This window comes from Elusimicrobiota bacterium (assembly GCA_016721625.1).
Classification (GTDB): Bacteria; Elusimicrobiota; Elusimicrobia; order FEN-1173; family FEN-1173; genus JADKHR01.
Map to the genome: position 1 here is coordinate 1,339,094 of JADKHR010000001.1, position 23,746 is coordinate 1,362,839.

26 protein-coding genes are annotated in these 23,746 nt (G+C 62.1%); 2 read left to right on the top strand and 24 right to left on the bottom strand.

Annotation, left to right across the window (positions count from 1 at the left end):
* Positions 1-79: 79 nt before the first annotated feature.
* The 18 genes from rlmB to IPP35_05785 form a co-directional block, all read right to left on the bottom strand.
* Positions 80-829 carry a 23S rRNA (guanosine(2251)-2'-O)-methyltransferase RlmB gene (gene rlmB, locus IPP35_05700; protein ID MBL0058591.1) on the bottom strand — a complete coding sequence of 250 codons (750 nt, stop codon included), beginning with the start codon at positions 827-829 and terminating at the stop codon, positions 80-82.
* On the bottom strand, positions 826-2,268 hold the full coding sequence (locus tag IPP35_05705) for a cysteine--tRNA ligase (protein MBL0058592.1): 1,443 nt from the start codon (positions 2,266-2,268) through the stop codon (positions 826-828). Before IPP35_05705 ends, rlmB begins: the two co-directional genes overlap by 4 nt.
* 2 nt (positions 2,269-2,270) lie before the next feature.
* A complete protein-coding gene (locus tag IPP35_05710) occupies positions 2,271-2,744 on the bottom strand; it encodes a 2-C-methyl-D-erythritol 2,4-cyclodiphosphate synthase (protein MBL0058593.1) in 474 nt (157 codons plus the stop codon).
* A gap of 1 nt (position 2,745) precedes the next feature.
* Positions 2,746-3,513: a 2-C-methyl-D-erythritol 4-phosphate cytidylyltransferase gene (gene ispD / locus IPP35_05715; protein ID MBL0058594.1), complete on the bottom strand. Its 768-nt coding sequence runs from the start codon at positions 3,511-3,513 to the stop codon at positions 2,746-2,748.
* Positions 3,514-4,539 carry a TRAM domain-containing protein gene (locus IPP35_05720; GenBank protein ID MBL0058595.1) on the bottom strand — a complete coding sequence of 342 codons (1,026 nt, stop codon included), beginning with the start codon at positions 4,537-4,539 and terminating at the stop codon, positions 3,514-3,516.
* 50 nt (positions 4,540-4,589) lie between these two features.
* Complete coding sequence (gene radA, locus IPP35_05725; GenBank protein ID MBL0058596.1) at positions 4,590-5,987, bottom strand: DNA repair protein RadA; 1,398 nt, start codon at positions 5,985-5,987, stop codon at positions 4,590-4,592.
* 14 nt (positions 5,988-6,001) lie between these two features.
* A complete protein-coding gene (locus IPP35_05730; protein MBL0058597.1) occupies positions 6,002-6,523 on the bottom strand; it encodes a bifunctional nuclease family protein in 522 nt (173 codons plus the stop codon).
* Between the two features lie 18 nt (positions 6,524-6,541).
* Positions 6,542-7,906, bottom strand: a complete 1,365-nt coding sequence (locus tag IPP35_05735; protein MBL0058598.1) for an MCE family protein — start codon at positions 7,904-7,906, stop codon at positions 6,542-6,544.
* A gap of 1 nt (position 7,907) precedes the next feature.
* Positions 7,908-8,672 (bottom strand): ABC transporter ATP-binding protein, encoded by a 765-nt coding sequence (locus IPP35_05740; GenBank protein ID MBL0058599.1) that lies wholly within the window; start codon positions 8,670-8,672, stop codon positions 7,908-7,910.
* Positions 8,669-9,448, bottom strand: coding sequence for an ABC transporter permease (locus IPP35_05745; GenBank protein ID MBL0058600.1), 780 nt, complete (start codon positions 9,446-9,448; stop codon positions 8,669-8,671). Before IPP35_05745 ends, IPP35_05740 begins: the two co-directional genes overlap by 4 nt.
* Positions 9,449-9,463: 15 nt before the next feature.
* Positions 9,464-10,576: an alanine racemase gene (gene alr, locus IPP35_05750; protein MBL0058601.1), complete on the bottom strand. Its 1,113-nt coding sequence runs from the start codon at positions 10,574-10,576 to the stop codon at positions 9,464-9,466.
* Positions 10,577-10,641: 65 nt separating this feature from the next.
* The gene (dnaB, locus tag IPP35_05755) at positions 10,642-12,036 is read right to left on the bottom strand and encodes a replicative DNA helicase (GenBank protein MBL0058602.1); all 1,395 of its coding nucleotides are present in this window, start codon (positions 12,034-12,036) and stop codon (positions 10,642-10,644) included.
* Positions 12,037-12,057: 21 nt separating this feature from the next.
* The gene (locus IPP35_05760) at positions 12,058-12,510 is read right to left on the bottom strand and encodes a 50S ribosomal protein L9 (GenBank protein MBL0058603.1); all 453 of its coding nucleotides are present in this window, start codon (positions 12,508-12,510) and stop codon (positions 12,058-12,060) included.
* Between the two features lie 2 nt (positions 12,511-12,512).
* Positions 12,513-12,914 carry a 30S ribosomal protein S18 gene (locus IPP35_05765; protein ID MBL0058604.1) on the bottom strand — a complete coding sequence of 134 codons (402 nt, stop codon included), beginning with the start codon at positions 12,912-12,914 and terminating at the stop codon, positions 12,513-12,515.
* Positions 12,915-12,926: 12 nt separating this feature from the next.
* Positions 12,927-13,376 carry a single-stranded DNA-binding protein gene (locus tag IPP35_05770; GenBank protein ID MBL0058605.1) on the bottom strand — a complete coding sequence of 150 codons (450 nt, stop codon included), beginning with the start codon at positions 13,374-13,376 and terminating at the stop codon, positions 12,927-12,929.
* Positions 13,345-13,821, bottom strand: a complete 477-nt coding sequence (gene rpsF / locus IPP35_05775) for a 30S ribosomal protein S6 (protein MBL0058606.1) — start codon at positions 13,819-13,821, stop codon at positions 13,345-13,347. Before rpsF ends, IPP35_05770 begins: the two co-directional genes overlap by 32 nt.
* 136 nt (positions 13,822-13,957) lie before the next feature.
* A complete protein-coding gene (locus IPP35_05780) occupies positions 13,958-14,347 on the bottom strand; it encodes a hypothetical protein (GenBank protein MBL0058607.1) in 390 nt (129 codons plus the stop codon).
* A gap of 107 nt (positions 14,348-14,454) precedes the next feature.
* Positions 14,455-15,588, bottom strand: a complete 1,134-nt coding sequence (locus IPP35_05785) for a hypothetical protein (GenBank protein MBL0058608.1) — start codon at positions 15,586-15,588, stop codon at positions 14,455-14,457.
* Between the two features lie 275 nt (positions 15,589-15,863).
* Between IPP35_05785 and IPP35_05790 the strand changes: the two genes are divergently transcribed.
* Together IPP35_05790 and IPP35_05795 are read left to right on the top strand one after the other, a co-directional pair.
* Complete coding sequence (locus tag IPP35_05790; protein ID MBL0058609.1) at positions 15,864-16,700, top strand: peptidoglycan DD-metalloendopeptidase family protein; 837 nt, start codon at positions 15,864-15,866, stop codon at positions 16,698-16,700.
* Positions 16,700-17,761 (top strand): SurA N-terminal domain-containing protein, encoded by a 1,062-nt coding sequence (locus IPP35_05795; GenBank protein ID MBL0058610.1) that lies wholly within the window; start codon positions 16,700-16,702, stop codon positions 17,759-17,761. Before IPP35_05790 ends, IPP35_05795 begins: the two co-directional genes overlap by 1 nt.
* Positions 17,762-17,921: 160 nt before the next feature.
* On the opposite strand, the gene maf is transcribed toward IPP35_05795, so the two are convergent.
* From maf to IPP35_05825, 6 genes are all read right to left on the bottom strand, one after another.
* Positions 17,922-18,542 carry a septum formation protein Maf gene (gene maf / locus IPP35_05800; protein MBL0058611.1) on the bottom strand — a complete coding sequence of 207 codons (621 nt, stop codon included), beginning with the start codon at positions 18,540-18,542 and terminating at the stop codon, positions 17,922-17,924.
* Positions 18,543-18,591: 49 nt separating this feature from the next.
* Positions 18,592-18,885: a divalent-cation tolerance protein CutA gene (locus IPP35_05805; GenBank protein ID MBL0058612.1), complete on the bottom strand. Its 294-nt coding sequence runs from the start codon at positions 18,883-18,885 to the stop codon at positions 18,592-18,594.
* 17 nt (positions 18,886-18,902) lie between these two features.
* Positions 18,903-20,807 (bottom strand): GAF domain-containing protein, encoded by a 1,905-nt coding sequence (locus IPP35_05810; GenBank protein MBL0058613.1) that lies wholly within the window; start codon positions 20,805-20,807, stop codon positions 18,903-18,905.
* A gap of 193 nt (positions 20,808-21,000) precedes the next feature.
* Positions 21,001-21,525 carry a gamma carbonic anhydrase family protein gene (locus IPP35_05815; protein MBL0058614.1) on the bottom strand — a complete coding sequence of 175 codons (525 nt, stop codon included), beginning with the start codon at positions 21,523-21,525 and terminating at the stop codon, positions 21,001-21,003.
* Entirely contained in the window at positions 21,522-22,466 is a 945-nt protein-coding gene (gene argF, locus IPP35_05820; protein MBL0058615.1) for an ornithine carbamoyltransferase, read from the bottom strand. Before argF ends, IPP35_05815 begins: the two co-directional genes overlap by 4 nt.
* Before the next feature lie 14 nt (positions 22,467-22,480).
* On the bottom strand, positions 22,481-23,737 hold the full coding sequence (locus IPP35_05825; protein MBL0058616.1) for a PD40 domain-containing protein: 1,257 nt from the start codon (positions 23,735-23,737) through the stop codon (positions 22,481-22,483).
* Positions 23,738-23,746: the final 9 nt, after the last annotated feature.

Below are 23,746 nucleotides of genomic sequence, written 5' to 3' on the forward strand. Positions count from 1 at the left end.
TTCGGCGAAACTATTTCACGCCTGGACCAAGTCTAGGGTCAGTTTCGCCCGGCGTCAAGGGGGGGGCGCCGGGCGGTGTTTAGACCCGGCTGGGTTGGGCGCGGCCTCTCCGGAAAAGCTCGTAGAGGAGCGCGGCGGTGGCGCAGGAAGCGTTCAAGGAAGAGGCGCGCCCGGAGCCCGGGACCGCAATCAGACGATCGCACCGCTCTCGCACGAGCCGGTGGAGGCCCTCGCCTTCCGCTCCGATCACCAGAACCGCGGGAAGCGCGACGTCCCATCGATCGCAGGGCTCTCCTTCGGCGGCGGCGCCGAAAACCCAGTAGCCCCGTTCCTTCAATTCCAAGAGGGTCTGCGCGGTGTTGGCCACCTGGACCACCGGAACCATCCCCAGGGTTCCCGCCGCCGCCTTGGCCACGGCGCCGGTGATGCCCGCCGCCCGCCAACGAGGAAGGATGACGCCGCCCGCGCCGAAAAACGCCGCGTTCCGCAAGATCGCACCCAAATTATGGGGGTCGGTAATGCCGTCCAAAACCACGAGAGGAGCCGGCTGGCCCAGCGCCCAGAGATCGTCCAAGGTTTGGTAGCGGTAGGCGGAGATCCGCGCGGCCGCCCCTTGATGGACCGAGCCGGGGACCAACCCGGCCATGCGCTGTCGGTCCACCCACTGGAACACCACCCTCTGCTCCCGGGCGAGCCGGACCAATTCGTCCACCGCGGACCCGCCCGGTCCACGCAGGAGCCAAAGCTTGTTCACGATCCCTTCCTTCAAGGCCGCGGCCACCGGGTGTCGGCCAAAAATCAGATCCGATTCTTCCGTTTCGTCCTTCATCCTTTTTTCCACCAGCGGGGCCCCTGGGGGGTGTCTTCCAGCGCCACGCCCCGGTCCGCCAGCTCCTTCCGCAACCGATCGGCCTCGGCCCAGTTCTTGGCCTGGCGCGATTGTTGGCGCCGCTCAACCAAAAGAGAGATCTCCTCCTCCCCATCGCCCACGACCGCCGGGGCCGGCCGATCCGCCGGTCCGGGAATCCCAAGAACTTCTTCAAATGTTTTCCGAACCAGAGCCAGACCCGTTTCCAAACCCTCTCCCCAGACGGGCTTTCCTTTCGCCACCCGAGCCTTCAACTCTCCCAACAAGGCGAAGATCAAAGCGATCACCCGGGGCGAATTAAAGTTTTCGGCCAAAGCCATGTCCACGGCCTCATCAAAACCCGCCAATAGCGTCTTGAGGGCCTTTTCCTCCTTGGGCCGCACAGCCAGCGGGTTTCGAAGCGAGGCGGACAGCCGCTTCAAATCCTCGTCGATCTCGGCCAGCTGGGTTCGGGCTTGATTCAGCTGATCCTCGGAGAACTCGAGCGGGCCTTTGTAGTGATGGCTCAAGAGCAGGAACCGAACCACCCGAGGATCGTGCCGGCTGAAAATGTCCCGCAGAGTGAAAAAGTTCCCCAGGGACTTCGACATCTTTTCTTTGTTGATTGTCACGAACCCGTTGTGGATCCAATAGCGGGCGAAGGGTTTCCCCGTGGCGCCCTCGGATTGGGCGATCTCGTTTTCGTGGTGGGGGAAAATCAGGTCCTGCCCCCCGCCGTGGATGTCAAAGGTGTCGCCCCCGAGGACGGCGAGGCTCATGACGGAACATTCGATGTGCCAGCCGGGTCGGCCGGGCCCCCAGGGGGAGGGCCAGGCGGGTTCTCCCGGTTTCGCCGATTTCCAGAGGGCGAAGTCGAGGGGGTCTTGTTTTCGAAGGTCCACCTCCACCCGCGCCCCGGAGAGAAGATCGTCCGGATCCCGTTTGGAAAGCTTGCCGTATTTCGGAAACTTCCGCACGGAGAAGAACACGTCTCCCTCCGCCGTGTAAGCCAGATTTTTCTTGACCAACCGTTCAATGAAGGCGACCACCGCTGGAACGTGCTCGGTGACCCGAGGGTAGGCGTCGGCCCGGAGAACGTTCAAACGGTCCATTTTCTCAAAATAGTCGGCGATGTACCTCTCGGCCAGAGCGGCGGGAGCCTCCCCCTTTTCGGCGGCCCGTTGGATAATTTTATCGTCGATATCGGTGAAGTTTTGGACGCAGGTGACGGCGTAGCCCAGCCGTTTTAAGGCGCGCCGGATGAAATCGAAGGTCACGTAACAACGGGCATGGCCGAGATGGCATTCGTCGTAGGGGGTGATCCCGCAGACGTACATTTTGACCCGCCCCTCTTCCAGGGGTTTAAACTCCTCTTCCTTCCCGGTGAAGGTGTTGTGAAACCGAAGCTCTTTTGCCGCCATCTTTATTTTTTCTCCAGAGAGCAAACCGCCAAAGCGGCCAAGCCTTCCCGCCGTCCGACGAACCCCATGCCTTCGTTGGTTTTGGCTTTGACGTTCACCCGGTCCACCGACATTTGGAGCGCCCGGGCGATCTTGGCCCGCATGCGGTTTTTATAGGGGCCAATGCGGGGGGCCTCCGCCAACAGCGTGACGTCCACGTTTTCGACTGAAAACCGCCGACCGATTCGGCGGCGCGCGTCCAGCAGGAGGTCCAGGCTGTCCGCGCCTTTCCACCGAACGTCCGAATCTGGGTAGAAGGTCCCGATATCGCCCTGTCCCGCCGCCCCGATCAGGGCATCGATCACGGCGTGCAACACCACGTCCGCGTCGGAATGCCCGGCGAGCCCTTTTTCATAGGGGATGCGGACGCCGCCCAAGACGAGAGGCCGCCCTTGAACCAACCGATGGCTGTCATACCCCAACCCGACGCGAGTCATATTAGGCCATTCCCCCTCTTTTCACCCGTTGCAAAAGGATCGCCCGGGCCAGATCCAAATCTTCGGGGACGGTGACCTTGAAATTGACAACGGCGCCGGGAACGATTTCCACGGGGATTCCGAGCCGCTCGGCGGCTTGGACATCGTCGGTCAAGGAGGGCGTGAGCCGGGAGGCGATCCGCCGAGCCACGTCCGCTCGAAACCCCTGGGGCGTCTGGGCCAACCAGAGTCCCGCCCGGGGAACCGTTCCTTTCACAAAAAAACGGCCCGGTTTCCTCACGACGGCCTTCACCGTGTCCGGAACAGGGCGGGCCGCCAACGCCGCGCCCGTTCGTTGGGCGGCGGCGGCCACCCGCTCGACCAGCTCTCGGGACACCAGGACCCGCGCGGCGTCGTGGATTAAAACCACGCCAGCCTCGGACGATACAGCGCCGAGCCCCGCGCGAACGGAGTCCGCCCGTTCCCGGCCGCCAACTAAAATGGTTCGCACCTTTTTCAGCCCCGCGCGCCCAACGAACCGCCGGGCCCAAACCAAACGGTCTTTGGCCACCACCAAAACGATCTCCCGAACCCCGGGCGTTTTCTCGAAGGTGTGAAGGGGCCAATAAAGGAGGGGCCGACCAAGAAGCTGTTCGAATTGCTTCGGCGCGCCAAAACGGCGCCCCCGGCCCGCGGCCACCAAGACGACCGAGACCCCTCCCGTCACCTCCGCCCTGGCGGCGGACCGTCGAGAACGGGGGGGCGCCCGAAAGAAGGCCTCCCGACCCATTTACAGGTCTGGATGGGCGGCTTGTTCCGCCGGTCCCGCGGCCGGCCCGTCGGCCAAGGGGCCCTTCTGGAGTTTCGCGAAAATCATACGGCCCGCGGACGTCTGGAGGATGGAAGTGACCGAGACCTTCACCTTCTGGCCCACGGCCCGGCGTCCTTCTTCCACCACGACCATGGTGCCGTCGTCTAAATAGGCGACCCCCTGTTCTCGTTCTTTCCCTTCCTTCAGGACGAAGAGGCTCATGGTTTCCCCCGGGAGCACCACCGGCCGCAGGGAGTTGGCCAGGTCGTTGACGTTCAAGACCGTGACCCCCTGGAGCGAAGCCACCTTGTTTAAATTGAAATCGGTGGTCAACACCCGAGCGCCCAAATCTTTGGCCAGGGCGACCAACTTGGCATCCACTTCTCTTATCTCCGGGAAATCCTTATCGAAGAGGCGGACCGGAACCTCCGGGTTTTCCTGGAGACGGGCCAGAATGTCCAACCCGCGGCGCCCGCGGGCCCGCTTCGCCCCGTCCGAGGAATCCGCCACGCCCTGAAGCTCGCGCAAAATGAAGCGCGGAACCACCAGCGTCCCCGCCACGAATTTGGTCTCGCAGATGTCCGCGATCCGTCCATCGATCAAAACCGAGGTGTCCACCAAATAGGTCGTGAGGGACTTCTTTTTTCCGCCTTTGACGATCAAATCCCGGTCCAAGAGCTCCAGTTCCGAGCGTTTTTGAACCGCGATCATGACACCCAAGGCGGCCAAGATGAAGTGGGTCATGAGCGAATATTTTTGAGCGAGCAAATGAAGAGGCTCGTTATCCAAGAGGAAAATCGCCCAGTTTCCCAAGCGCGCGGCCACGAGCCCGATCACGGCGCCGATCACCGCCGAAATGATGGCGTCCAGCGGCACCCGCTCCACCAACAGCTCAACGCCGATAATAAACCCGGACGCCAATAGTCCAACCAAAAGCCCCTTCGCGTCCCGCGACACCTGGGTATAGCCGATCAACGGCCCGGCCAAGCCCACCAACACCCGCATGACTTGTATGATCACGTCGCCCTCCCTTTATGAATGGAATGAATGAAAAGTCATGTACCCTGCGGCGATAATCCGGCCGCGCCCAACGCCTCCCCCAAACTTCCCACGGCCCGAACCTCCAACCCCGCCGGCGCGGCGCGGCCCCGGAGAGCGTTCGCCGGAATAATCGCTTTGGTGAACCCCAGTTTGGCCGCCTCCGCCAACCGCTCCGCCACCTGGGGGACGGATCGCAGTTCCCCCCCCAATCCCACTTCCCCCAGCCACACCGTTCCGGCCGGGATGGCCCGATCCACAGCCGCGCTGGCGATCGCCGCGCACACGGCCAGGTCCGCGGCGGGCTCCCGCACATCGAGACCTCCCGTGGCTTTCACATAAACGTCCTGGGAATCTAAATGGAACCCGCACCGCCGATCGAGCACGGCGATCAAGAGAGAGGCCCGATTATAATCCACGCCGGACACCTGCCGACGCGGCATCCCGAACAACGTTCGGACCACCAACGACTGAATCTCCACCAAAAGCGGCCGCGTGCCTTCCAGCGCCGCCAGGACCGACGTGCCCGCCGGGGCCGGCCCCGCCCGCTCGCCCAGAAAGAGTGCCGAGGGGTTCGTGACTTCCATTAAACCTCGCCCGGTCATTTCAAAAACGCCGATCTCGTTGGTGGGGCCGAACCGGTTCTTGATGGCCCGCAGAACCCGATGAACGTCTTCCCGTTCGGTTTCGAAATACAAAACCGTGTCCACCATGTGTTCCAAAACCCGCGGGCCGGCGAGGTCCCCCTCTTTGGTCACGTGACCGAGGAGGAAAACACCCAGCCCCTCGCCCTTGGCCAAGTGCAGAAGTTCCGCCGCGCACTCCCGGATCTGGGCCACGGCCCCCGGCGCGCCGGGAAGGTCGGGCTTATGGACCGTTTGAACCGAATCCACCACCAGCGCCCCGGGTTTCGTTTCCCGCACCGCGTCCAAAATCTTTCCCAGGTCCGTTTCCGAGGCGAAGAGGAGGGAGGCGTTTTCGACCCCGATCCTCGCCGCTCGGCTCCGAACCTGCTCGGGAGATTCCTCGCCCGAAATATAAAGGACCCGAAAATCGGGCGTCGCCAATCGGTCCGCCGCCTGAAGCATGAGCGTCGATTTCCCGATTCCCGGAGGGCCGCCCAACAAAACCAAAGACCCCGGCACGAGCCCCCCGCCCAAAATCCGGTCGAATTCGCCGATCCCCGTGCGCCGCCGCGACACGTCCGACGTTTGAACCTCCACCAAGGGCGTGACCCGGGAAGAAAAATCCGTGAGACGCCGCGGACCGGCCGGCCCGGAGCCACGGGCGCCCGGGCGATCGGTCCGCTCCGCCAAGGTGTTCCACCGCCCGCAGGAGGGGCACTGGCCCGCCCATTTCGCCGTGTCCGCCCCGCACTCCGCGCAGACAAAAACCGAATGAACCCGTTTTTTCAAGGACCGCGACTCCCTTATTCCGCCTCTCCCTCGGTCTTTCCCCCGTCCTCTTCTTTTTTCTTCAAGTCCCGGAAGAAATCCTCGGGGGTCATGGTTTCCAGTTTTTTCTTGAAATCCTCGACTTCCTCCCCGGTGATGGGTTTCAACATTTCGGGACAGGCCGCGAAGACTTGCTCGGCCACGAAAATGGGGCAGTTCTCCCGCACCGCCAGCGCAATGGAATCCGATGGGCGCGCGTCCAAAACAATTTCTTCGCCGTCCTGCCGGACATGGACGTCGGCAAAAAACGTGCTGTCTTTTAAATCCGTGATGACGATCTTTTCCAGTTTGGCGCCCAACCGTTTCACGGCTTCCAGCATCAAATCATGGGTCAAGGGGCGGGGAAATTTCTGACCGGCCAGGGCCATCCCAATGGACCCCCCTTCGTAGAGCCCGATCCAAACCGGAAGGAGGCGGGGACCGTTCACTTCCTCCAACACCAACACCGCCTGGCCGCCGACGTTGGCCAGCGAATAGATTCGAGCCTCTCTCAACATGGGTCTTCCCCTTTCCTTTTATCTCGCCAAACCGACAAACCCCAACAGGAACGCGAGGTCCTCGTCGCGGAACACCAGGTTGGCGTTGACGTTCAAATTCCTCCGGACCGCCACGTCCTCCAACTGGGCACCGATCCAGAGCCACGGGTCGATGGCCTTCACCCGGGCGCCCACATTATAGACGGGCTTGTCGAAGGTGGTTCCCTGATACGTTTCGTTCCGGCCGATATCGTAAGCCTCGGCCTCCAACTCCACCCGACGGTTCCAGGCACTGGAAACAGGGAGCGGCCGGATTTTGACTCCGGCGCCGCCGGCCGAGCGAATGACCCCTCCGTAAAGGGTCACTGGCCCGAATTCTTGTCCCAAAACACCGGTAAAGGTATTCCGCCGTTCCATGTCATTTCCATCGACGGTCCGGTCTTGGCGGTTGCCCAAGTTGTTACCGGCCAGATAGTAATACTTCCCCGGGCGTGGAACCACGGTCAACCCGACGTCGGGATGCCAGCGGCCGTCCTCCAGGTCGAAGCGTTGGCGGTAGTCCCAATAAATTTTGATGGCGGTAATGCGTCCCATGAACCCTCTCAAATCACTGCTCGCTTTGTTGACGTTGGACATGGTTTGGTCCATGTTCTTCCCCAACTCGGGATCGTTCACGAGGCGGCCCAAAAGCCCTTCTCCTTTCTGCACGCGCTCGGTGATCTGGTCCAACCGTTCCGAAATCGAGCGGAACCGGGCCAGGGCGATCTTGATGTCCTCCTTCCGTTCGCCCGTGATTTCCCTGAGATCAGCGGCCACATGCTTCGCGTGGTCGGAGACGTCCCGAATGTTTCGCACGATCTCCGCCAGTTCGGTCTGTTGATTGCCGATGGAGTCGGCCAGAGACTGGGACACCTTGCGGAAGTTGCCGATCGTGACGCGCAGGTTTTCCGTCACCGGCCCGTTCACGGGGTCGTCTTTCAGGAAGGCCCCTAACTTCGACATGACTTCATCGAAGGTGAAGGTGGGGGTCCCCTCAAAAGAGTCCCCCGGTGACAAGAGGGGAGCCGAGGAGTCCCCCAGGGTCATTTCCAGGTATTTGGACCCGATGAGGCCCGTGGAGGCCACCTGGGCCTTGGACCCCCGGTGAACGCCGATGCCGTTCCTCACCCGGACCTTGACCCGCGCCCGTTGGCTTTCCAAATCGATCCGCTCGACCTGGCCCACCTCCACCCCGGCCACCTTGACGGGCCCCTTCTCCGGCAGGCCGAGGGCGTTATCGAAATAGATGTAGAGGGGGTACGTCCCGTGAAACTGAAAATCCCCCAAAACGAAAATGCCCAGGGCGAAAACCACCAACCCGCTCAAGCTGAAAAGACCGACTTTGGTTTCCGTGGAAAGAGCCATTTTAGGTGTAAGACCTCACGGGCATTTGAATAGGCCCTTGTGAAGAGCCGGTGATGAATTGGCGAATGACGGGGTTTTCTGAACGCTGGATTTCCAAAGGGGTGCCCGACTCCACGAGGCGTCCCTCATGAATCATGGCGATGCGGTTGGAGATCTTGTAAGCCGATTTCATGTCGTGCGTCACGGCAATGGAGGTAATTTTTAATTTCTCCCGGATGCTCACAATCAGATCGTTGATGACGTCCGACATGATGGGGTCGAGCCCCGTGGTCGGTTCGTCGTACATAATATAATCGGGCTCGTGGGCGATGGCGCGGGCCAGACCCACCCGTTTTTTCATTCCCCCGGAAAGCTCGGCGGGTTTCAGCGCCGCCACCTCCCGTTTGAGCCCCACCAGGCCGAGGCACTTCGTCACGATCTCATCCCCCCGGACCATTTCCTCGGGCTTTAGGTTCCGAACCCCGAAGAGAACATTCTCCGCCACCGTCATCGAATCAAAGAGAGCCCCGCCTTGAAACAAAAACCCGAACTTCCGCTGGACCCGGGCCAACGCTTCGTCCTCCAAACCCGTGATCTCCTCGTTGTCGACGAAAACCCGCCCCTGGTCCGGCTTCAACAGCCCCACCATGATCTTCAGGGTCACGCTTTTACCTGTCCCGGACCCCCCGATGATCGTGAGGGTCTCCCCCTCCTTGACTTCCAGGTCGAGACCCCGCAGAACGCGGTTGGCGCCGAACGCCTTATGAACGCCCTCCAGCCGGATCATCCGATCCCGAAGGACACCAACAGCGCCGACAAGAAATAATCGCTGACCAGGATGCTGACCATGCTGATCACCACCGCGCTCGTGGTCGCCTGGCCGACGCCCTCGGCGCCGCCCGAGGTGCGGAGCCCCTTGTAACAAGCCGTGACGACGATAATCAGAGCATACGCCACGGACTTAATCAACCCGTGAAAAGCGTCTTCCAGGTGAATGGCTTTGATCTCGTCCCAGTAAATGGAGGAGGGAACATGCAAACGGAAATGGGCCACGAAATATCCCCCCACAATCCCGATCACGTCCGCATACACCGACAGGAGCGGCACCATCACGAGACAAGCCAAGAACCGCGGAACCACCAGGTAGCGGACCGGGTTGGTCCCCAGGGTGTAGAGGGCGTCCACCTGTTCGGTGACGTTCATGGTGCCGATCTCCGCGGCGATGGCCGCGCCCACCCGTCCGGCCACGACCACCCCCGTGAGCACGGGCCCCAGCTCTTTTAAGAGCGACAACCCCACCACCGTCCCCACGTAGAGAGGCTCATTAAATACCCGGCGAAAAGAGAAACCCGTTTGAAGGGCCAACACCATCCCCGTAAAAAGCGCCGTGAGGCTCGTGACCGGAAACGATTTCACCCCCACCTCGGACATCTGGGCGAAAACGTTTCGGGTGTCCAGCGGAGCGGCAAAAATCCAGTAGAGGGTCCGGCGGATCAGCACCGCGACGCTCCCCACGGCCGCCGCCAGGTCTAAAACCCGCTGGGTGAAAACTTGAAAAAGCAGGCGGACCGGCCTCAATCAACCGCCCCGCACCAAACGCGGCACGCGTTTGGAAATACCGCACAGGATCTCATAGGGAATCGTCTCCGCCCAACCCGCCAGGTCTTCCGCCGTCAACCGCTCCCGTCCTTGGCCGCCGATCAAGACGGCCTCCTCCCCCGCGTCCATTCCCGGAAGTCCGGTGACGTCCACCAGGATCTGGTCCATGGTGACCCGCCCCACGACGGGACAGCGGCGGCCTTTGATCAAGACCTCGCCTCGGTTCGAGAGGGCACGGGGGTAGCCGTCCGCGTAACCCACGGGAAGCGTGGCGATGCGGCTCCGCCGGCGGGCCTTCCAGGTCCATCCGTAGCTGAGCGGCGTCCCGCGAGCCACCGTTTTAACAAAAACCACACGCGTCTTCCACGAAAGAACAGGGCGCAAATCGATTTTCCGCCCCAGGCCAGGCCACGGAGCCGCCCCGTAGAGGATCAGCCCCGGCCGGACCAAGTCGTAGCGGGACGCCGGCCGGGCCAGCGTTCCTCCCGAATTGGCGGCGTGCAGGAGGCATTCGCCTCCTTTTTTTAAATCCGCCACGGTATCATCAAAAAGCCGTAACTGTTGCACGGTGGCGGGGGCGGAATCGGCGCAGGCGAGATGGGTGTAGATCCCTTCCACCCGGAGCCAGGGGTTTTGGCGGAAACTGACCAGGGCTTCCCGCGCTGTCCGTGGAGCCATCCCGATCCGCCCCATCCCGGTATCGATCTTGACATGGCATGGGGCCGGTCGGCCCCGACGCTCCGCCCAATGGGCCAGGGCCTGGGCCGACGAACGGCTGGCCACCGTGGGAATAAGGTGGTGGTCCAAAACGGCGGCGTAGCTCTCGAATGGAAAAAGGCTTCCGAGTACCAGGATTTTCTCGGTCAGGCCGGCCGCGCGCAGGGAGATGCCCTCCTCCGCGCTGGACACGCCGAATCCCCATAACCGGTTCCCTAAGACGGACGCGGCGCGCGCCAGCGGCGTCGCCCCGTGCCCATACCCGTCGGCTTTCAAAACGGCCATCAGTTTCACCCGCCGGGGCACCCGCCCCGCCACCGCCAAGAGATTGTGGCGAAAAGCCTCAAGATCGATTTCCGCCCAGGTGGGACGAATGAAGGGGGAGGGGCTCGAGGCGGCGGGGAACGTGGCTCTCTTTTTCGTCACCGGTCGCCCCTCACCTAAAAGGCCGCCTCGCCTTCCGGCGCGGGATCCACGAATTTGGTGAACTCCGAGATGAAGTTCAAATCAATGTCGCCGATGGGCCCGTTCCGTTGTTTCAACACGAACAATTTGGCTTTCCCCTTGATGTCAGGATCGTCCCGCCGGTACACTTCCTCCCGGAAAATCGCCGCCACCACGTCCGCGTCCTGCTCGAGGGCGCCGCTTTCACGAAGGTCCGACAGTTGGGGGCGGCCCTCGCGGCCTTTATCTTCGGGCCGGCGGTTGAGCTGGGAGAGCGCGATCACGGGGACTTGCAGTTCCCGCGCCAGGCTCTTGATGGACCTGGAAATCTCGGAGATTTCCTGCTGGCGGCTTTCCACGGCTCCGCCGGCGTGGAGCAATTGGATGTAGTCGATGATGATCAGGGAGAGGGGCGTGCCCTTCTGTTTCAACTCATGGGCCCAGCGGCGGGAGGAACCCCGGATGTCCAAAATGGAGGGACTGGTGGAAAAATCGAAGAAGAGCGGGGCCAAAGCGATCTGGCTGGCGACGTTGGTGATGGTGGGCCAGCTCTTCCGCGACAGGAAGCCCTCCCGCACGCTCCGCACGTTGATCCGGGCTTGGCTACAGAGGAGCCGAAGCCCGATTTCCTGCTCGCTCATTTCCAGAGAGAAGAACACCACCGGGCGCTTTTCTTTGATCGCCACATTTTCGGCGACGTTAAGGCAAAAGGCCGTTTTTCCCATGGACGGGCGGCCCGCGATGATGATGAGGTTCGAGGGTTGAAGCCCCGAGGTCATCTTGTCCCATTCCGAAAATCCGGTGGAAACGCCGGTGACGTATTTGCTGGACTCGGCCAGTTTTTCCAACGTCGAGATGGCCCCCTGCATGAGGACGCTGGCCGGGATCATGCCGTTGGTCGCGCGGTCCTGGGCCAAAACGAAAAACCGCTGTTGGGCGCTGTCCAAGAGGGCCTGGGCCTCCTCCGTCGGTTGGCTAGACTCGGCCACCACCGTGCGGGCGATGGCGATCATTTGACGAAGGATGGATTTTTCCCGGACGATCCGGGCGTAGTGTTCGACGTGAAGGGCGGAGGGGACGAGGTTCGTCAGTTCAAAGAGAGCCGCGCGACCGCCGAGGGATCCAAGGGCTCCCGCTTTTTCCAGCTCGTCGCCCACCGTCACCACGTCGGCGGTGACGTTCCGGTCGTGGAGGGCGCGGATCGCGGAAAAGATCCGCCGATGGTTTTCCTCGTAGAAATCCTCTTCGCGGAGGAGGTCGAGGGCTTTGAGCAGAGACTCCCTCTCCACCAACATGCTCCCCAAAACGGCTACTTCGGCCTCCCGGCTTTGGGGCGGGAGACCCTCAGCCGTCGGAGCGCGCCCGGGGGACAGAGTGTCGGAGGGGGCCACGTGGGCCTCCGGAGCGGCGGGTTACCCCGCCGGTTGAACCTGAATCTTAAAGGCCGCGCGGACCTGGGGGTGGAGCCGCACCGCGCCGGTGAATTCCCCGGTGGTACGGATGGGCTCCCGAATTTCGACCCAGCGGCGGTCGATGACGACGCCCTTTCCGGCGAGAGCCTGGGCCACGTCGCCCGTGGTCACGGACCCAAAGAGTTTACCGTCTTGGCCCGCACGGGCCGTGATCGTGATCACCACGTCTTGAAGTTGGCGTCCGCGTTCCTGGGCGGCGGCGAGCTTGGTCTTGCGTTCTTCGTCCACCTCCAGCTTCTTCGCGTCCCAGAGGGATCGGGCGCGGGGACTGGCCGGGACGGCCAATTTTCGAGGAAGAAGGTAATTGCGGGCGTAGCCCGGGTTCACGTCTTTCACGTCGCCGGCCACCCCCAGGTTCGGGATGTCTTTTTGAAGAATGATCTTGGTCTTCATGGTTACTCCCCGATATACGGAAGCAGGGCGAGCATGCGGGAACGCTTGATGCCCTGCGTCAACTGGCGTTGGTGACGGGCGCAATTGCCCGTCGTGCGGCCCCCCAACATCTTCCCCCGGGCGGTTAAGAAACCGCGTAGGATAGGGATGGCTTTGTAGTCCACTTCGCTGATTTTCTCAGCGCAAAACCGGCACACTTTGCGCCGAATCATGGGACGGCCGCCTCGGCGCGCGCCACCGGGTCCGCTCGGAGGTCGTCCGCCGGGTCCGTTGGGGCGGGGGCCTGAATTGGGACGGCTGCCGAAGCGGGGACCGCCCGCGGGGCGGGGGGCCGAAGTCGGCGACGAGGTCGGCACGTTGGCCGGGGCTTTTTCTGTTTCAGAAGTCGGTTGAGTTTCGTTCATGGAATTCTCCTCTTAAAATGGTACGTCTTCCGCCACCGGCACCGAGCCGACCGCTTCCGCCGCATCGGCGGAGGGACCGTCTTCGTCGGCGGCCGGCGAACCGGCGCCCCCTTCGGCTTTCTCCAAGAACTGCACGCGCATGGCGTCCACCTCATGGCCGGAACGTTTTTGTCCGTCTTTGGTCTCCCAATTGCGGCTTTTCAGGCGACCTTCGACGTAAACCGGGCTGCCCTTTTTGAGCTTCTCTCCGCACCGCTGGCCGGCCTCCCGCCAGACCACCACCGGGATGAACGACGTGTCGTCTTTCCATTCGCCTGTCTTGTCTTTGTAGCGGCGGTTGACGGCCAGATCGAAGCGGCAAACCGGAGCCCCGGAGGTGGTGAAACGGAGTTCCGGATCCCGGGTGAGCCGCCCGACCAACTGGACGTTATTAAGCTGGACGAGGCGCAGGAGCGTCGGCATGGGAAACCTCGGGGGCGGCGGCCACCGGCACGGCGGTGACGGCCGGCGCGGCCGAAGGACCGCCGTGTCCGGAGGAACGCGGTCCATGGGAATCGTGGGAAACCATCGGCGGAAGAGTCATCAGGGGAGACGCCGGTTTTCCTTTCAGCGCCTTGCAGATCACTTGGCGGAGAACCTCTTCCGACACCCGGAAGAATTGGTTCAATTCCGCCACGAAGGAAGGTTCGGCCTTGAATTGGAGGAAGGTGTAATAGCCCTCGCGCTGACGGCGGATCGGGTAGGCCAGACGGCGCCGGCCCCATTTATCCGCCAGCGTCACTTCGCCGCCCTTCTGGGCGATGAGGGATTTCACTTTCTCGACGAAATCGTCCACCTTTTGGGGTTGGGCGTCGCCGGGGAGTAAAAAGACTGTCTCGTAATGGATCAAGGAATGCGCCTCCTTCATGGACGTCCGCCCGGAGTGACCGGTGCGGGGTGGGTTCCGCCCACTGCCGCGGAACCGAAGAGCGCTCATGATAGCAGAAAAGGGGCGACCAGAGCAAACCTAAGCGAAATTTCCTTCCCCGAGATGGGGAATCCCGCTACCAGGAACTCCAGATGTGGGAGGTGGTATCGGAGTGCGTGCAATTGACCGTGAGGGTTCCGCTGGCGGTGGACTGATACATCCAATCCCCCACATCCGTGTAAGCCCCCGCGAAATCCGTGACGGCGATGGTATTGGGATGATTGCCCGGAACGGGAATGTGGGCGGGGGGTATCGCATCCAAATAGCGTCCACCGGTCGTCAGAGAAACTGGCAAACCCGCCGCCGACGGGTGAATGCCCTCGTTGTCGGAATAATAAATGCAGATGGCCGCGCGGAAAGCGCCCAGGTTTCCCTTGGTGGAGGATTCTTTGGAACGAACGAGCATGTTTCCGAACCGGGGGAGCGCGATGGCGGAAAGCAGGCCCAAAACGGCCACGACGATCATCAGTTCGGTCAATGTAAAACCCGACGCCTTGCCTCGAAGCACCCGATTCTCCCCTATGGCATTTGCAAAACGATACCATATGGGACGGGCCCCCTGGCAGGAACGATTCAAGGAACGGGGTCCACGCCGGGAGAGGCGCCGCCGGAGAGGGCCCGGCGGTAACTGTTGACCGTCCGGCGAGGGACGGGAAACCCCAGGCGCGTCCGCAATTTTTCCTGGAGTTCCAGGTCGGTCCGCCGCCCGAAACCGGGATCTTGATCCTCCAGGCTTTCCAGCACCCCCACACAAAGGTTTTTTCGCGAACAGAAAAGGTCCTCCAAAAGGACCTCTTCTCCCCAGGGAAGAACAAGGCTCCGGCCCTGGATGGCCCGGTTGATGGTGGAAGGCGCCACCGAAAGGCGTTTGGCCAACTGACGTTGGGTGATGGGAATTTTCTTCAGCCCGTCCCGGTCGGCCAGAAAACGCCGCTGGTCGTGGCAAACAAAATCTAAAATCCGATAAAGAGTATTCTGGCGCCAGTTGATGAGTTCCAGACGCCGCACGAACGCCTTGAGGTGCCGCCGCTCCTGGGGAGCCAGAAGCACGCCCCGCAACAAGGTTTGCAAACGTTCATATTGAATATCGTAGCGCCCCCTGGCCAGGATCGGCGAGCCGAATTCAAAAACGGGTTCCCCCTGGGCATCGAGGCTCACCCGGGCCAGGCGGACCACGCGCTGGCCCGGCGCGCCGACCCCCCGTGTGGAAGGGTCGAAAAATTCCGATTGAATGGAATAAGCCAGGAGAAAATCCCGGACCACCTGGACCTCCTGTTCCGCAAGGCCCGTGGACGCCGACATGCCGGCGCGATCTGTTTCTTGCTCCGCCCGGAGAAAGTATTTCTCAAATTTTTCTTGCCCCAGGCGGCGAATGATCGCCAGCGCGTCCCGGCCTTCGGCGATGACGCGGGCGGCCTCGGGGCGAGAGCCTTCCGAAAGGGTTTCCTCGTTCATCTCGTAAAAGGACGGGGAGAGCTGGGTCCGCGGGTGGGGCTGAAAACGAATCACCTTCCATTGGCCGTCCGCGGGGTACAACAACTTCTCGAAGATCGGATCGGATTCCACGTCCTTAATCATCTCGGCGATTTCCCGCTCGGACATCTGCAGAAGGTGCACCGTTTGAAGCCGAGCCAAGAGCGTCGCCCGCACGCGCACATCGGCACGCGGGTGGAGGGAGAGACGGGGAGTCCGGCGACCGTTGTCCATGGTTTGTCAGTGTAGATGCTAAACCTTCGAATTTCAAGGCTTTTTCTTTCCACCGATCCCAACCCCGAAACGTAAAAGCCTTGACAGAAAATGGCTTATCTGTTACATAAGAATATGAAACCGGACATTAGCCCGTTGTGGAGGTTCCTGATGGCCCGCCTCTGGCGCCAATGGCGGAAGGAAGCAAATCGGCGCCTCACCATTATGGTGATCCCCCACGGGATCGCCCAACCCGGCAACTTTCGCTTTCCCTTCCCCTTCTGGCCATTCTTTTCGTGTCCTGGACGGTCCTGACGGGATGGGCGGGTTTTGCCGCGTCCGAACGATTTGATTACTGGCGCGCCAAAGTCAACAGCCATTTCCTCAAGCTGAAGCTCGAGTATTTCAACAACCAACTCAACCAATCCCGCGCGATGCTCGACGAGGTGAAAAGTTTGGAAAGCGAACTGCGCACCTTGATTGGGATGGGGAGCCGCGACGCCATCGTCCAAACCGAGGCCCCCGCTCCCCGCGTCAAGCCGAACGAGGCGTCGGGAGGCCCCACCGATTTGGACGCCCAGGCCCTGGAGCGCATGCTGAAATCCCAAGTCCCGGACATGAGCTTCGATGACATCGCCCAGGAAATTCGCGCGCTTCGGGCCGAAGCCGAAGCGCGGCTCGCGGGGGCGCGCGCCTTGAGCGAAAAAATAGCGGCGGAGCGCCAACTCTATCGAGCGACTCCCAACCTCTGGCCGGTGTCCGGATACCTCACGTCCCATTTTGGTCAGCGCCTCTCCCCGATCAACGGCTTTGAGGAATCCCACAAAGGGATGGACATCGCGGGACCCGCGGGGTCCCCCGTTCGCGCCACGGCCGACGGGGTGGTCAAACTCGCCGGTTGGGCTGGCGGTTACGGAAACGTGGTGGTCTTGGATCATGGGCTCGGTTACTCCACCCGCTACGGGCACAACCGCCAGGTGCTGGTAAAATCCGGCGACCGGGTGAAGCGAGGCCAAGTCGTTGCGCTCATGGGCGAGACCGGAAAGGCCACCGGCCCCCATTGCCACTATGAAGTATGGTATAATGGTCGCGCCGTGAATCCATCTAAATTTCTCCGCAAGCATACCTCCTGATGTTTGGAAAAAAAGACATCGAAGCCACCCATATGGAGACGGTGATCGGGGTGGGGAGCCGTTTCCAGGGAAACATCCGCTCCAAGGGGTTTGTCCGTGTGGACGGGGTGGTGGAGGGAGGCGTATCCGCCGAAGGGGTCATCATCGGCGAGAAAGCGCACATCACGGGCGACGTCCTGGCCAAAGTCGTTTTTGTCGGTGGAAAAATCACGGGCAACGTGACGGCGGCCCATTCTCTGGAGCTTCAACCCAAAGGGGAGATCCGGGGAGACCTTCGGACCGCCCAGCTCTCCATCGCCGACGGCGCCCTTTTTGAAGGACATTGCCTCATGACCGTCGAGAAAATCGGAGTGGTCGAGCTCGAAGCGCAACTCGAACATTCCCCGCCTCTTCCTAATCCCGCCATGAAATGGTTCCATAAAAATCGGAAGAAAATATTTTTGTTCGTAATCGCTATTTTCGTGATCGGGTCCTTCGCGGGATTCGGAAGCTACTTTTTCACCCAGTCTCCCTACGACGCGGCCATCGTGGTCAACGATCGGAAGGTCCCGTTCAAACGCTTTGAAAGCCTTTTCCAGCAGGTATTGGAAGAACAACGCCAACGGTCCCCCGAACCCCTCACCGACCCGCAAAGGGAATTCCTCAAACGCCAAGTGGCGCAGGCCCTGGTTCAAGAAGAAGTTTTTTTGATGGAAGCGGAACGGTTGGGTCTGGGAGTGACGGATATGGAACTGGCCCAATTCATTCAAAGCGTCCCCGCCTTTCAGAGGGAAGGCCGCTTCGACGTCGGGGCCTACCAAGTAGTGCTGGCCCGGCTCCGCATGAAGGTCGAGGATTTTGAAGCCGAACAGCGGAGCCAGCTCCTGGTCCAAAAAACCCAGTTCATCATGGCGTCCGGAGTGAAAATTTCCTCTCTTGAATTTCCCGTCCAGCTCCGGATCGCTCTCACCCAGGCCAAAGAGGAAGAGCGAAAAGGTCTTGGAAAACCTGGACGGATTCCGCGAAGACCTTCGCCGCCGGGAAACCCAGTCCAGCCTTCAGGAATGGTATGCGGACCTTAACACCCGCCTCAAGGTGAAAATCCTTTTGAACAAGCTGGAACCGCCCACCCGCCCGCTAAAGTAGTTGCCCGATTCATCGGGCGATTTTCATTCACCTTGACCCAAGAGCCCCCCATCCATGGGGCCACGCCCACTTTTTCAGCCCTCAGCTAAACCGCCTTTAACCTGAACTCCCCGCCCCCAAGGAAAAACCCGCTCGACGGGCCCGACCTAACAATACGCGTAACGTCCGTCGGGGCAAACCCACGATGTTGTCAAAGTCCCCCTGATACCGCTGGACGAATGGATTTCCCCGAGCCTGGGCCGCATAGGCGCCCGCTTTGTCGTGGTGGCGGGTGGCCAGTCGGCCCAGCTCCGCCGCGGAGAATTCCTGCATCCGAACGCGGGTCCGGGCCACCGCCGTCCAGACCCGCGTTCCCGGCCGCGCCGCCAAGGCCAGTCCCGTGTAGACCTCGTGCCACTTCCCGCTCAAATCCGACAACATCCGGCGAGCCTCCGCCCTCCCCTGGGGCTTCCCAAAAATTTCTCCCCGCCGAACCACCACCGTATCCGCTCCCAGCACCAACCCGAACCGAATTCGCCGGGCCACCGCCAACGCCTTCCATCGAGCGAGCCGCTGAACATAGACCCGCACATCCGTCCCTTTTCGGGGCGGGGGTTCCGGAACCCCGCTTTCCACCACCTGAAACGAGGAGACGACTCCCCGCAATAACTTCCGCCGCCGGGGAGATCCGGAAGCCAAAATGAAGGGAGGCCGGCGATCCGGTTTTTTCGTCGTCATCGCGTCCGCCGTTTGAAGAGGAAAAAAGCTTCGACAGAAGGGAAAAACGTCAAGCGACGGATTCGGCCAGCCACGCGAGATAGGCGGGGTTTCCGCCCTGGATGGGAAGGGCGACGATTTCTGGGACGCTATAGGAGTGAAGCGATTGGACCCGCCGGACAAGAGCGGGAAGTCCGGCGCGGGTGGTTTTGGCGAGAAGGGAATGTTCCGCAGCCCGCTCGATCCGGCCTTTCCAGCGGTAAACGGACCGGCCCAGGCCTTGGATGTGGACGCAGGCGGCCAACCCTTCGGTCACCAGGACGTCGGCCAGTCGGCGCGCTTCCCGCGCCGTTGGGGTCGTCATCAGCACAACCACCGCCTTCACGATCGCGGGGCGGCCTGGAGTTTCCCCGCCCGACCCAACCGGAGGAGGGTTTCCACGCAGGCCGGATCGAAAGGCTTGCCGGAGCAACTCTCGATCTCTTTTAGGGCCACCTCGGCCGGAAGGGCCCGCCGCCCGTGCAAGCCGGAGGTGAGTCCGTCGTAGGCGTCCACCACGGCGATCAATCGGGCGCCCATGGGAATGTCCTCGCCGGCCAGTCGGTCCGGGACTCCCTGTCCGTCCCAGCGTTCGTTGACGTGTCGCACAACCCGCGCCGTTCCGGTCAGGGAGGCCACCGGCCTCAAAATGTCGGAACTGACCCGGGGAACCCCCATCAAGAGTTCACGGTCCTTGGGCAAAAGTTCTCCATGCTTGGCCAACAGCTCCACGGGCAAGGTGACCTTCCCCACATTGTAAAGGAGGGCGGCCCATTCGACGTCGCGAAGATCTTTGGGGTTCACCCCCAAGGCCTCGCCCAATAAAAGAACCCATCGCCGCACCCGGTCGGCCCGCCCCTCGGCGGGACCCCCGCGGGTTTCAATCAAATCGGCCACCGCGCCCAGAGCCGAGAGGGAGGCGGCGGCCAGATCCCGGTGGATGAGCGCCTTCTCCAGCGCCGCCGCCCCCAGCAAGGCCAGGCCCGCCAGTCCCACACCGTCTTCCCCCGTCAAGGGTTGGCCGTCCTTCCGATTGATCGCCTCGATCACGCCCACCAACCGACCGTTCGCGACCAGGGGCCCCGCCAACACCGTTCGGGTTAAAATCCCCGGAACCTCGTCGATGGATTTGGAAAAACGGTCCTCCCGCGTGACGTCCTCGACGTGCACCAGTTCCATGCGGTCCGCGGCGAACCCCGCCAGACCCTCGCCCTTCTTAAACGACAACGGGATCCCTTTCGCCAGTCCGGAAGACGCCGTGGAATGGCCCAACGTAAAACGTTCCCCCCGCTCGTCCCAGAGGAACACCTGAATGGCCTGGGCGTTCACCAAACGCAGGGCCAACTCCGCGAAGTTCTTCGTGACCATTTCGACGGACAAACTGAAAGCGATGGGCTCCACGGACCGAAGGAGGCGGGTCATTTGGTGGGCGGGGGTCGCCCCCTCGGCCAAGGATTTCGCGCGCTGAAGCTCTTCGGTCAGCGTCTGGTTTTGACGGAGGATTTGTTCCCGCGCCTGGATGGCCGTTTCTAAAAATCGTCGGGTTTCCTGCAACTGAGCCACGGCGTCCCGGGCGGTCCGGCGGGCCTCCAGCAGTTCTTCCGGAGCGATGCCGGAAGGGGGAAGCGAAGGCGGAGGAGGCGGAGGCGGGGCGGCTTTCCCGGCGGCGTTCGCCGCCGCGTCCCGAAGGCGGAAAACATCCAGCACGAGAGCGATCTGATACGCCAGAATCACCGCCAGTTCCATGTCCCGGGCGGAAAAAGTGCCTTTGGGGGTTTTGTTGAACAGTTCCAAAACGCCCAGACGGACGTCTTCCGTTTGAATCGAAACGGCCAGAACGTTTCGAATGTCGTATTGGACCGCGTCGGACATGTCCTTCCGAAAGGACTGGCTTTTGGAAACGTCGGGCAGGATCACGGGTTCTCGGCTTTGGTAAACCTGCCCCAGGATGCCTTCGTTTAACCGGACGCGGAAGAGCTTGAGCGCTTTCTCCCGGACCGGGGCGTCCACCGCGGGAAGGCTGGCCCAATGGACGGTGGCGAAATCGAAAACGCCTTGGGTCTCGTCGGCGAGCGCGATGGCCCCCGCGTCCGCGCCGACCCACTCCATGACTTTGGCCAATAGTTCAGGAATGACTTTTTCCTTCGGACCCGGGGCGCCGGCGAAACGGGAAATGACGTGGATGCCGGCGGTCTGGCGCTCCAGCGCCTTGACGGATTCGAAGAAGAGTTCGCGGGCGCCGGCCATCGAGGTCAACAGCCCCCGGCGCCCACAGCGGGCGGAACGCAGAGAAACACGCGGGCTCCGGCCGCGAGAACGCGCGGGGGTTGCCTTTGAAAAGGGCGGCGGGTCATGGCGCGTGTATTGTAGCGAAAAAGCGGAGGTCGGTGGGCAACCCTTTTGGGGTCAACTCCGGAGCCCAATCCCAAAGGGGGCGCCTTCAACCCTTTTTCGCCGATAGGGAAGCCCGGTGGCGGCGGGCCAAGGAGAGATAATGGCGGGCGTTCTCCAGAAGGTCGGCGATCTCTTTTTTCGAAAGGGACCGAACGGAGCGGGCCGGAGAACCTAACACCAACCGCCCGGGCGGGATCCGCGCGCCGGGAGGGACCAGCGCCCCCGCGCCCACCAAGGCGCCGGCTCCGACCACACAGCCGCCCAGCAGGATGGCGCCCATCCCGATCAGGGCGCCGTCTTCCACGCGGCAGGAGTGAAGGATCGCGCCGTGACCCACGGTGACATTCCGCCCCACCACGGTCGGCAGACCCCGATCGGTGTGACAGACGGCGTTGTCCTGCACGTTGGACCCGTCCCCGACGACGATGGCTTCGATATCTCCCCGGAGCACGGCCCCGGGCCAAAGCGAAACATGTTTCCCCAAACGAACCCGGCCGATGACCTCGGCCGCTGGGTGAACGAAGGCCGATGTCGGCACGACCGGCTTCTCCCGCCCGAGAGAACGGATCACCGGCGAGCGCGTCCCCCGAGAAATTTGGCGAGCACGGCCTTCTGCACATGGAGTCGATTTTCCGCCTGCTGAAAAACCACCGAGCGCGGACCTTCCAGCACCGACGCCGTGATCTCCTCTTCCCGATGGGCCGGGAGACAGTGAAGGACCACGGCTTTGGAATGGGCCAGGTCCAGCAGGGCTTCGTTGACCTGGTAGGGCCGGAAGATTTCCCGGCGTTTCTCGGCCTCCTCCTCCTGGCCCATGGACGTCCAGACATCGGTGTAGATCACATGGGCCCCCCGCACCGCTTCCCGGGGATCCCGCAGGACCTCCACCTGCCCGCGGGATTTTCGGCAAAGCGCCGCGGCTTGAATCTGGAAATCTTTTCCGGGCTCATAGCCGGAGGGGCAGGCGACCGTGAACCGCAAACCCAGCAAGCCGGCCGCGAGCATCCAGGAGTGGACCATATTGTTTCCGTCCCCCACGTAGGCGATTCGCAGTTTCTTAAGGCCCGCCGCGTTTTTGAGCTTGAAGGATTCCATGATGGTGAGCAGGTCCGCCAGCACCTGGCAGGGATGCTCTTTGTCCGTCAAACCATTGATGACGGGGACGTCGGCGGTGCGCGCCAAGATCTCCACGTCTTCGTGCCGGTGGGCGCGGATCATGATGCCGGCCAGATAGCGGGAAAGGGTGCGGGCCGTGTCCGCCAGGGTCTCGCCCCGTCGGAGTTGGAGTTGTTGTTCGTTCAAGGTCAAGGCCAAACCGCCCATTTCGTACATCGCCACGGCGAAGGAAACGGCCGTCCGGGTGGAGGGTTTCTGGAAGATCATGCCGAGGCTTTTACCCGCCAGGGCGCGGGAAGGAGACCGGCGGGCCTTCAACCGCCGGGCGGTACCAAGAATGTCCTCGATCTCGCGGGCGGAGAGATCCGCCATGGAAAGAAAGTCTTTGGGGTTCATGTTCGATCCTTCATTTATTGTCCCCAGTGCGGGGTGAAACTGCGGCCCGGGATTTGGCCAAGGAGACGGGGGTTGGAACCGTCCGCCCCCATCACCCACAGTTCCGGGCGGCCCCCGCGGGTGCTGGTGAAAACGATATGCCGACCGTCGGGCGACCAACACGGGTTCTCGTTTTCCCCTTCGCCATAGGTAAGGCGGGAGAGTTTGCCCGTGGCGACCTCCAGGGTCCAGAGGTCGAAGAATTTCTTTTCCAACTGAGTGAACACCAGAAGGTGCCCCAAGGGTGACCAGTGCGGGGAGTCCGCCTGGGGTCCGGTGGTCAGGCGCCGGATGTTGGCCCCCGTGGCGTCCATGGCGTAAATCTGGGGCGGGCCGGGCCGGTCGGAGGTGAAGGCGATCCGGAGACCGTCCGGCGAAACCGTGGGAGCGGTGTCGGCGGCGGCGGAGTTGGTCAGCTCCTGCAGGATCCTCCCATCCAGATCCACCTGATACAGGTTCGGCACGCGGTCCTGGGACAAGGTGGCCACAATGGATTTTCCGTCCGGCATCCACGCCGCGGCGGAATTTAAACCCTCGCCCCGACAGAGGACCACTTTTTCCCGACCATCCGAGCGCATCCGGTAAATGGCGGGCCGTCCTTCCCGGAACGTCGTAAAAATAATGAAACCGCCGTCCGGCGAGAGCTTGGGGAAAAGAGCGATGGATTTATCATCGGTCAAGCGCCGGAAGTTCGTCCCATCGGCGTCCACCACGCACACCTCTTTTTTCCCCGTGGCGTCGTTGACAAAGACGATGCGGCTGGCGGCGATGCCGGATTGGCCGGTGAAGTGGCGGACGATCTCGTCCGCCCAACGGTGGGCGGCCCGGCGAGCCCCCTCGTCCAAAAGGAACTTCTTCGACAGCACGGTGCGGCCGGTGTTGGTGTCCCGCAGTTCGGCCGAGAACTGAACCCGGCCGAAAAGACCTTTCTCGACGGAGCCAGCGGCCACCACGTCGGCTCCAAGCCGCGACCAGGCCGACGCCGACTGCAGGGTTCGCTCCGCGGGCCCGCCTTCGATCAAGGTGAAAGACCCGGCGAATTGAAGGTCGCTTTTCAGCGTCTTAAAAATTTCCCCCGCCAGACCGTCGCTCTCGGGAACGCTTCGGTCGGCGAGCACGGCGGCCAGACCCAGGTCGGTTTTCTCACCCGTCGCCGAAAGCTCCAAATAGAGAGAATCCGCCGCCAGGGGGGCGGCGATCAAAAAAAGGAGGAGGGAGCGAAAGAGTCTCATGCGGAGCGC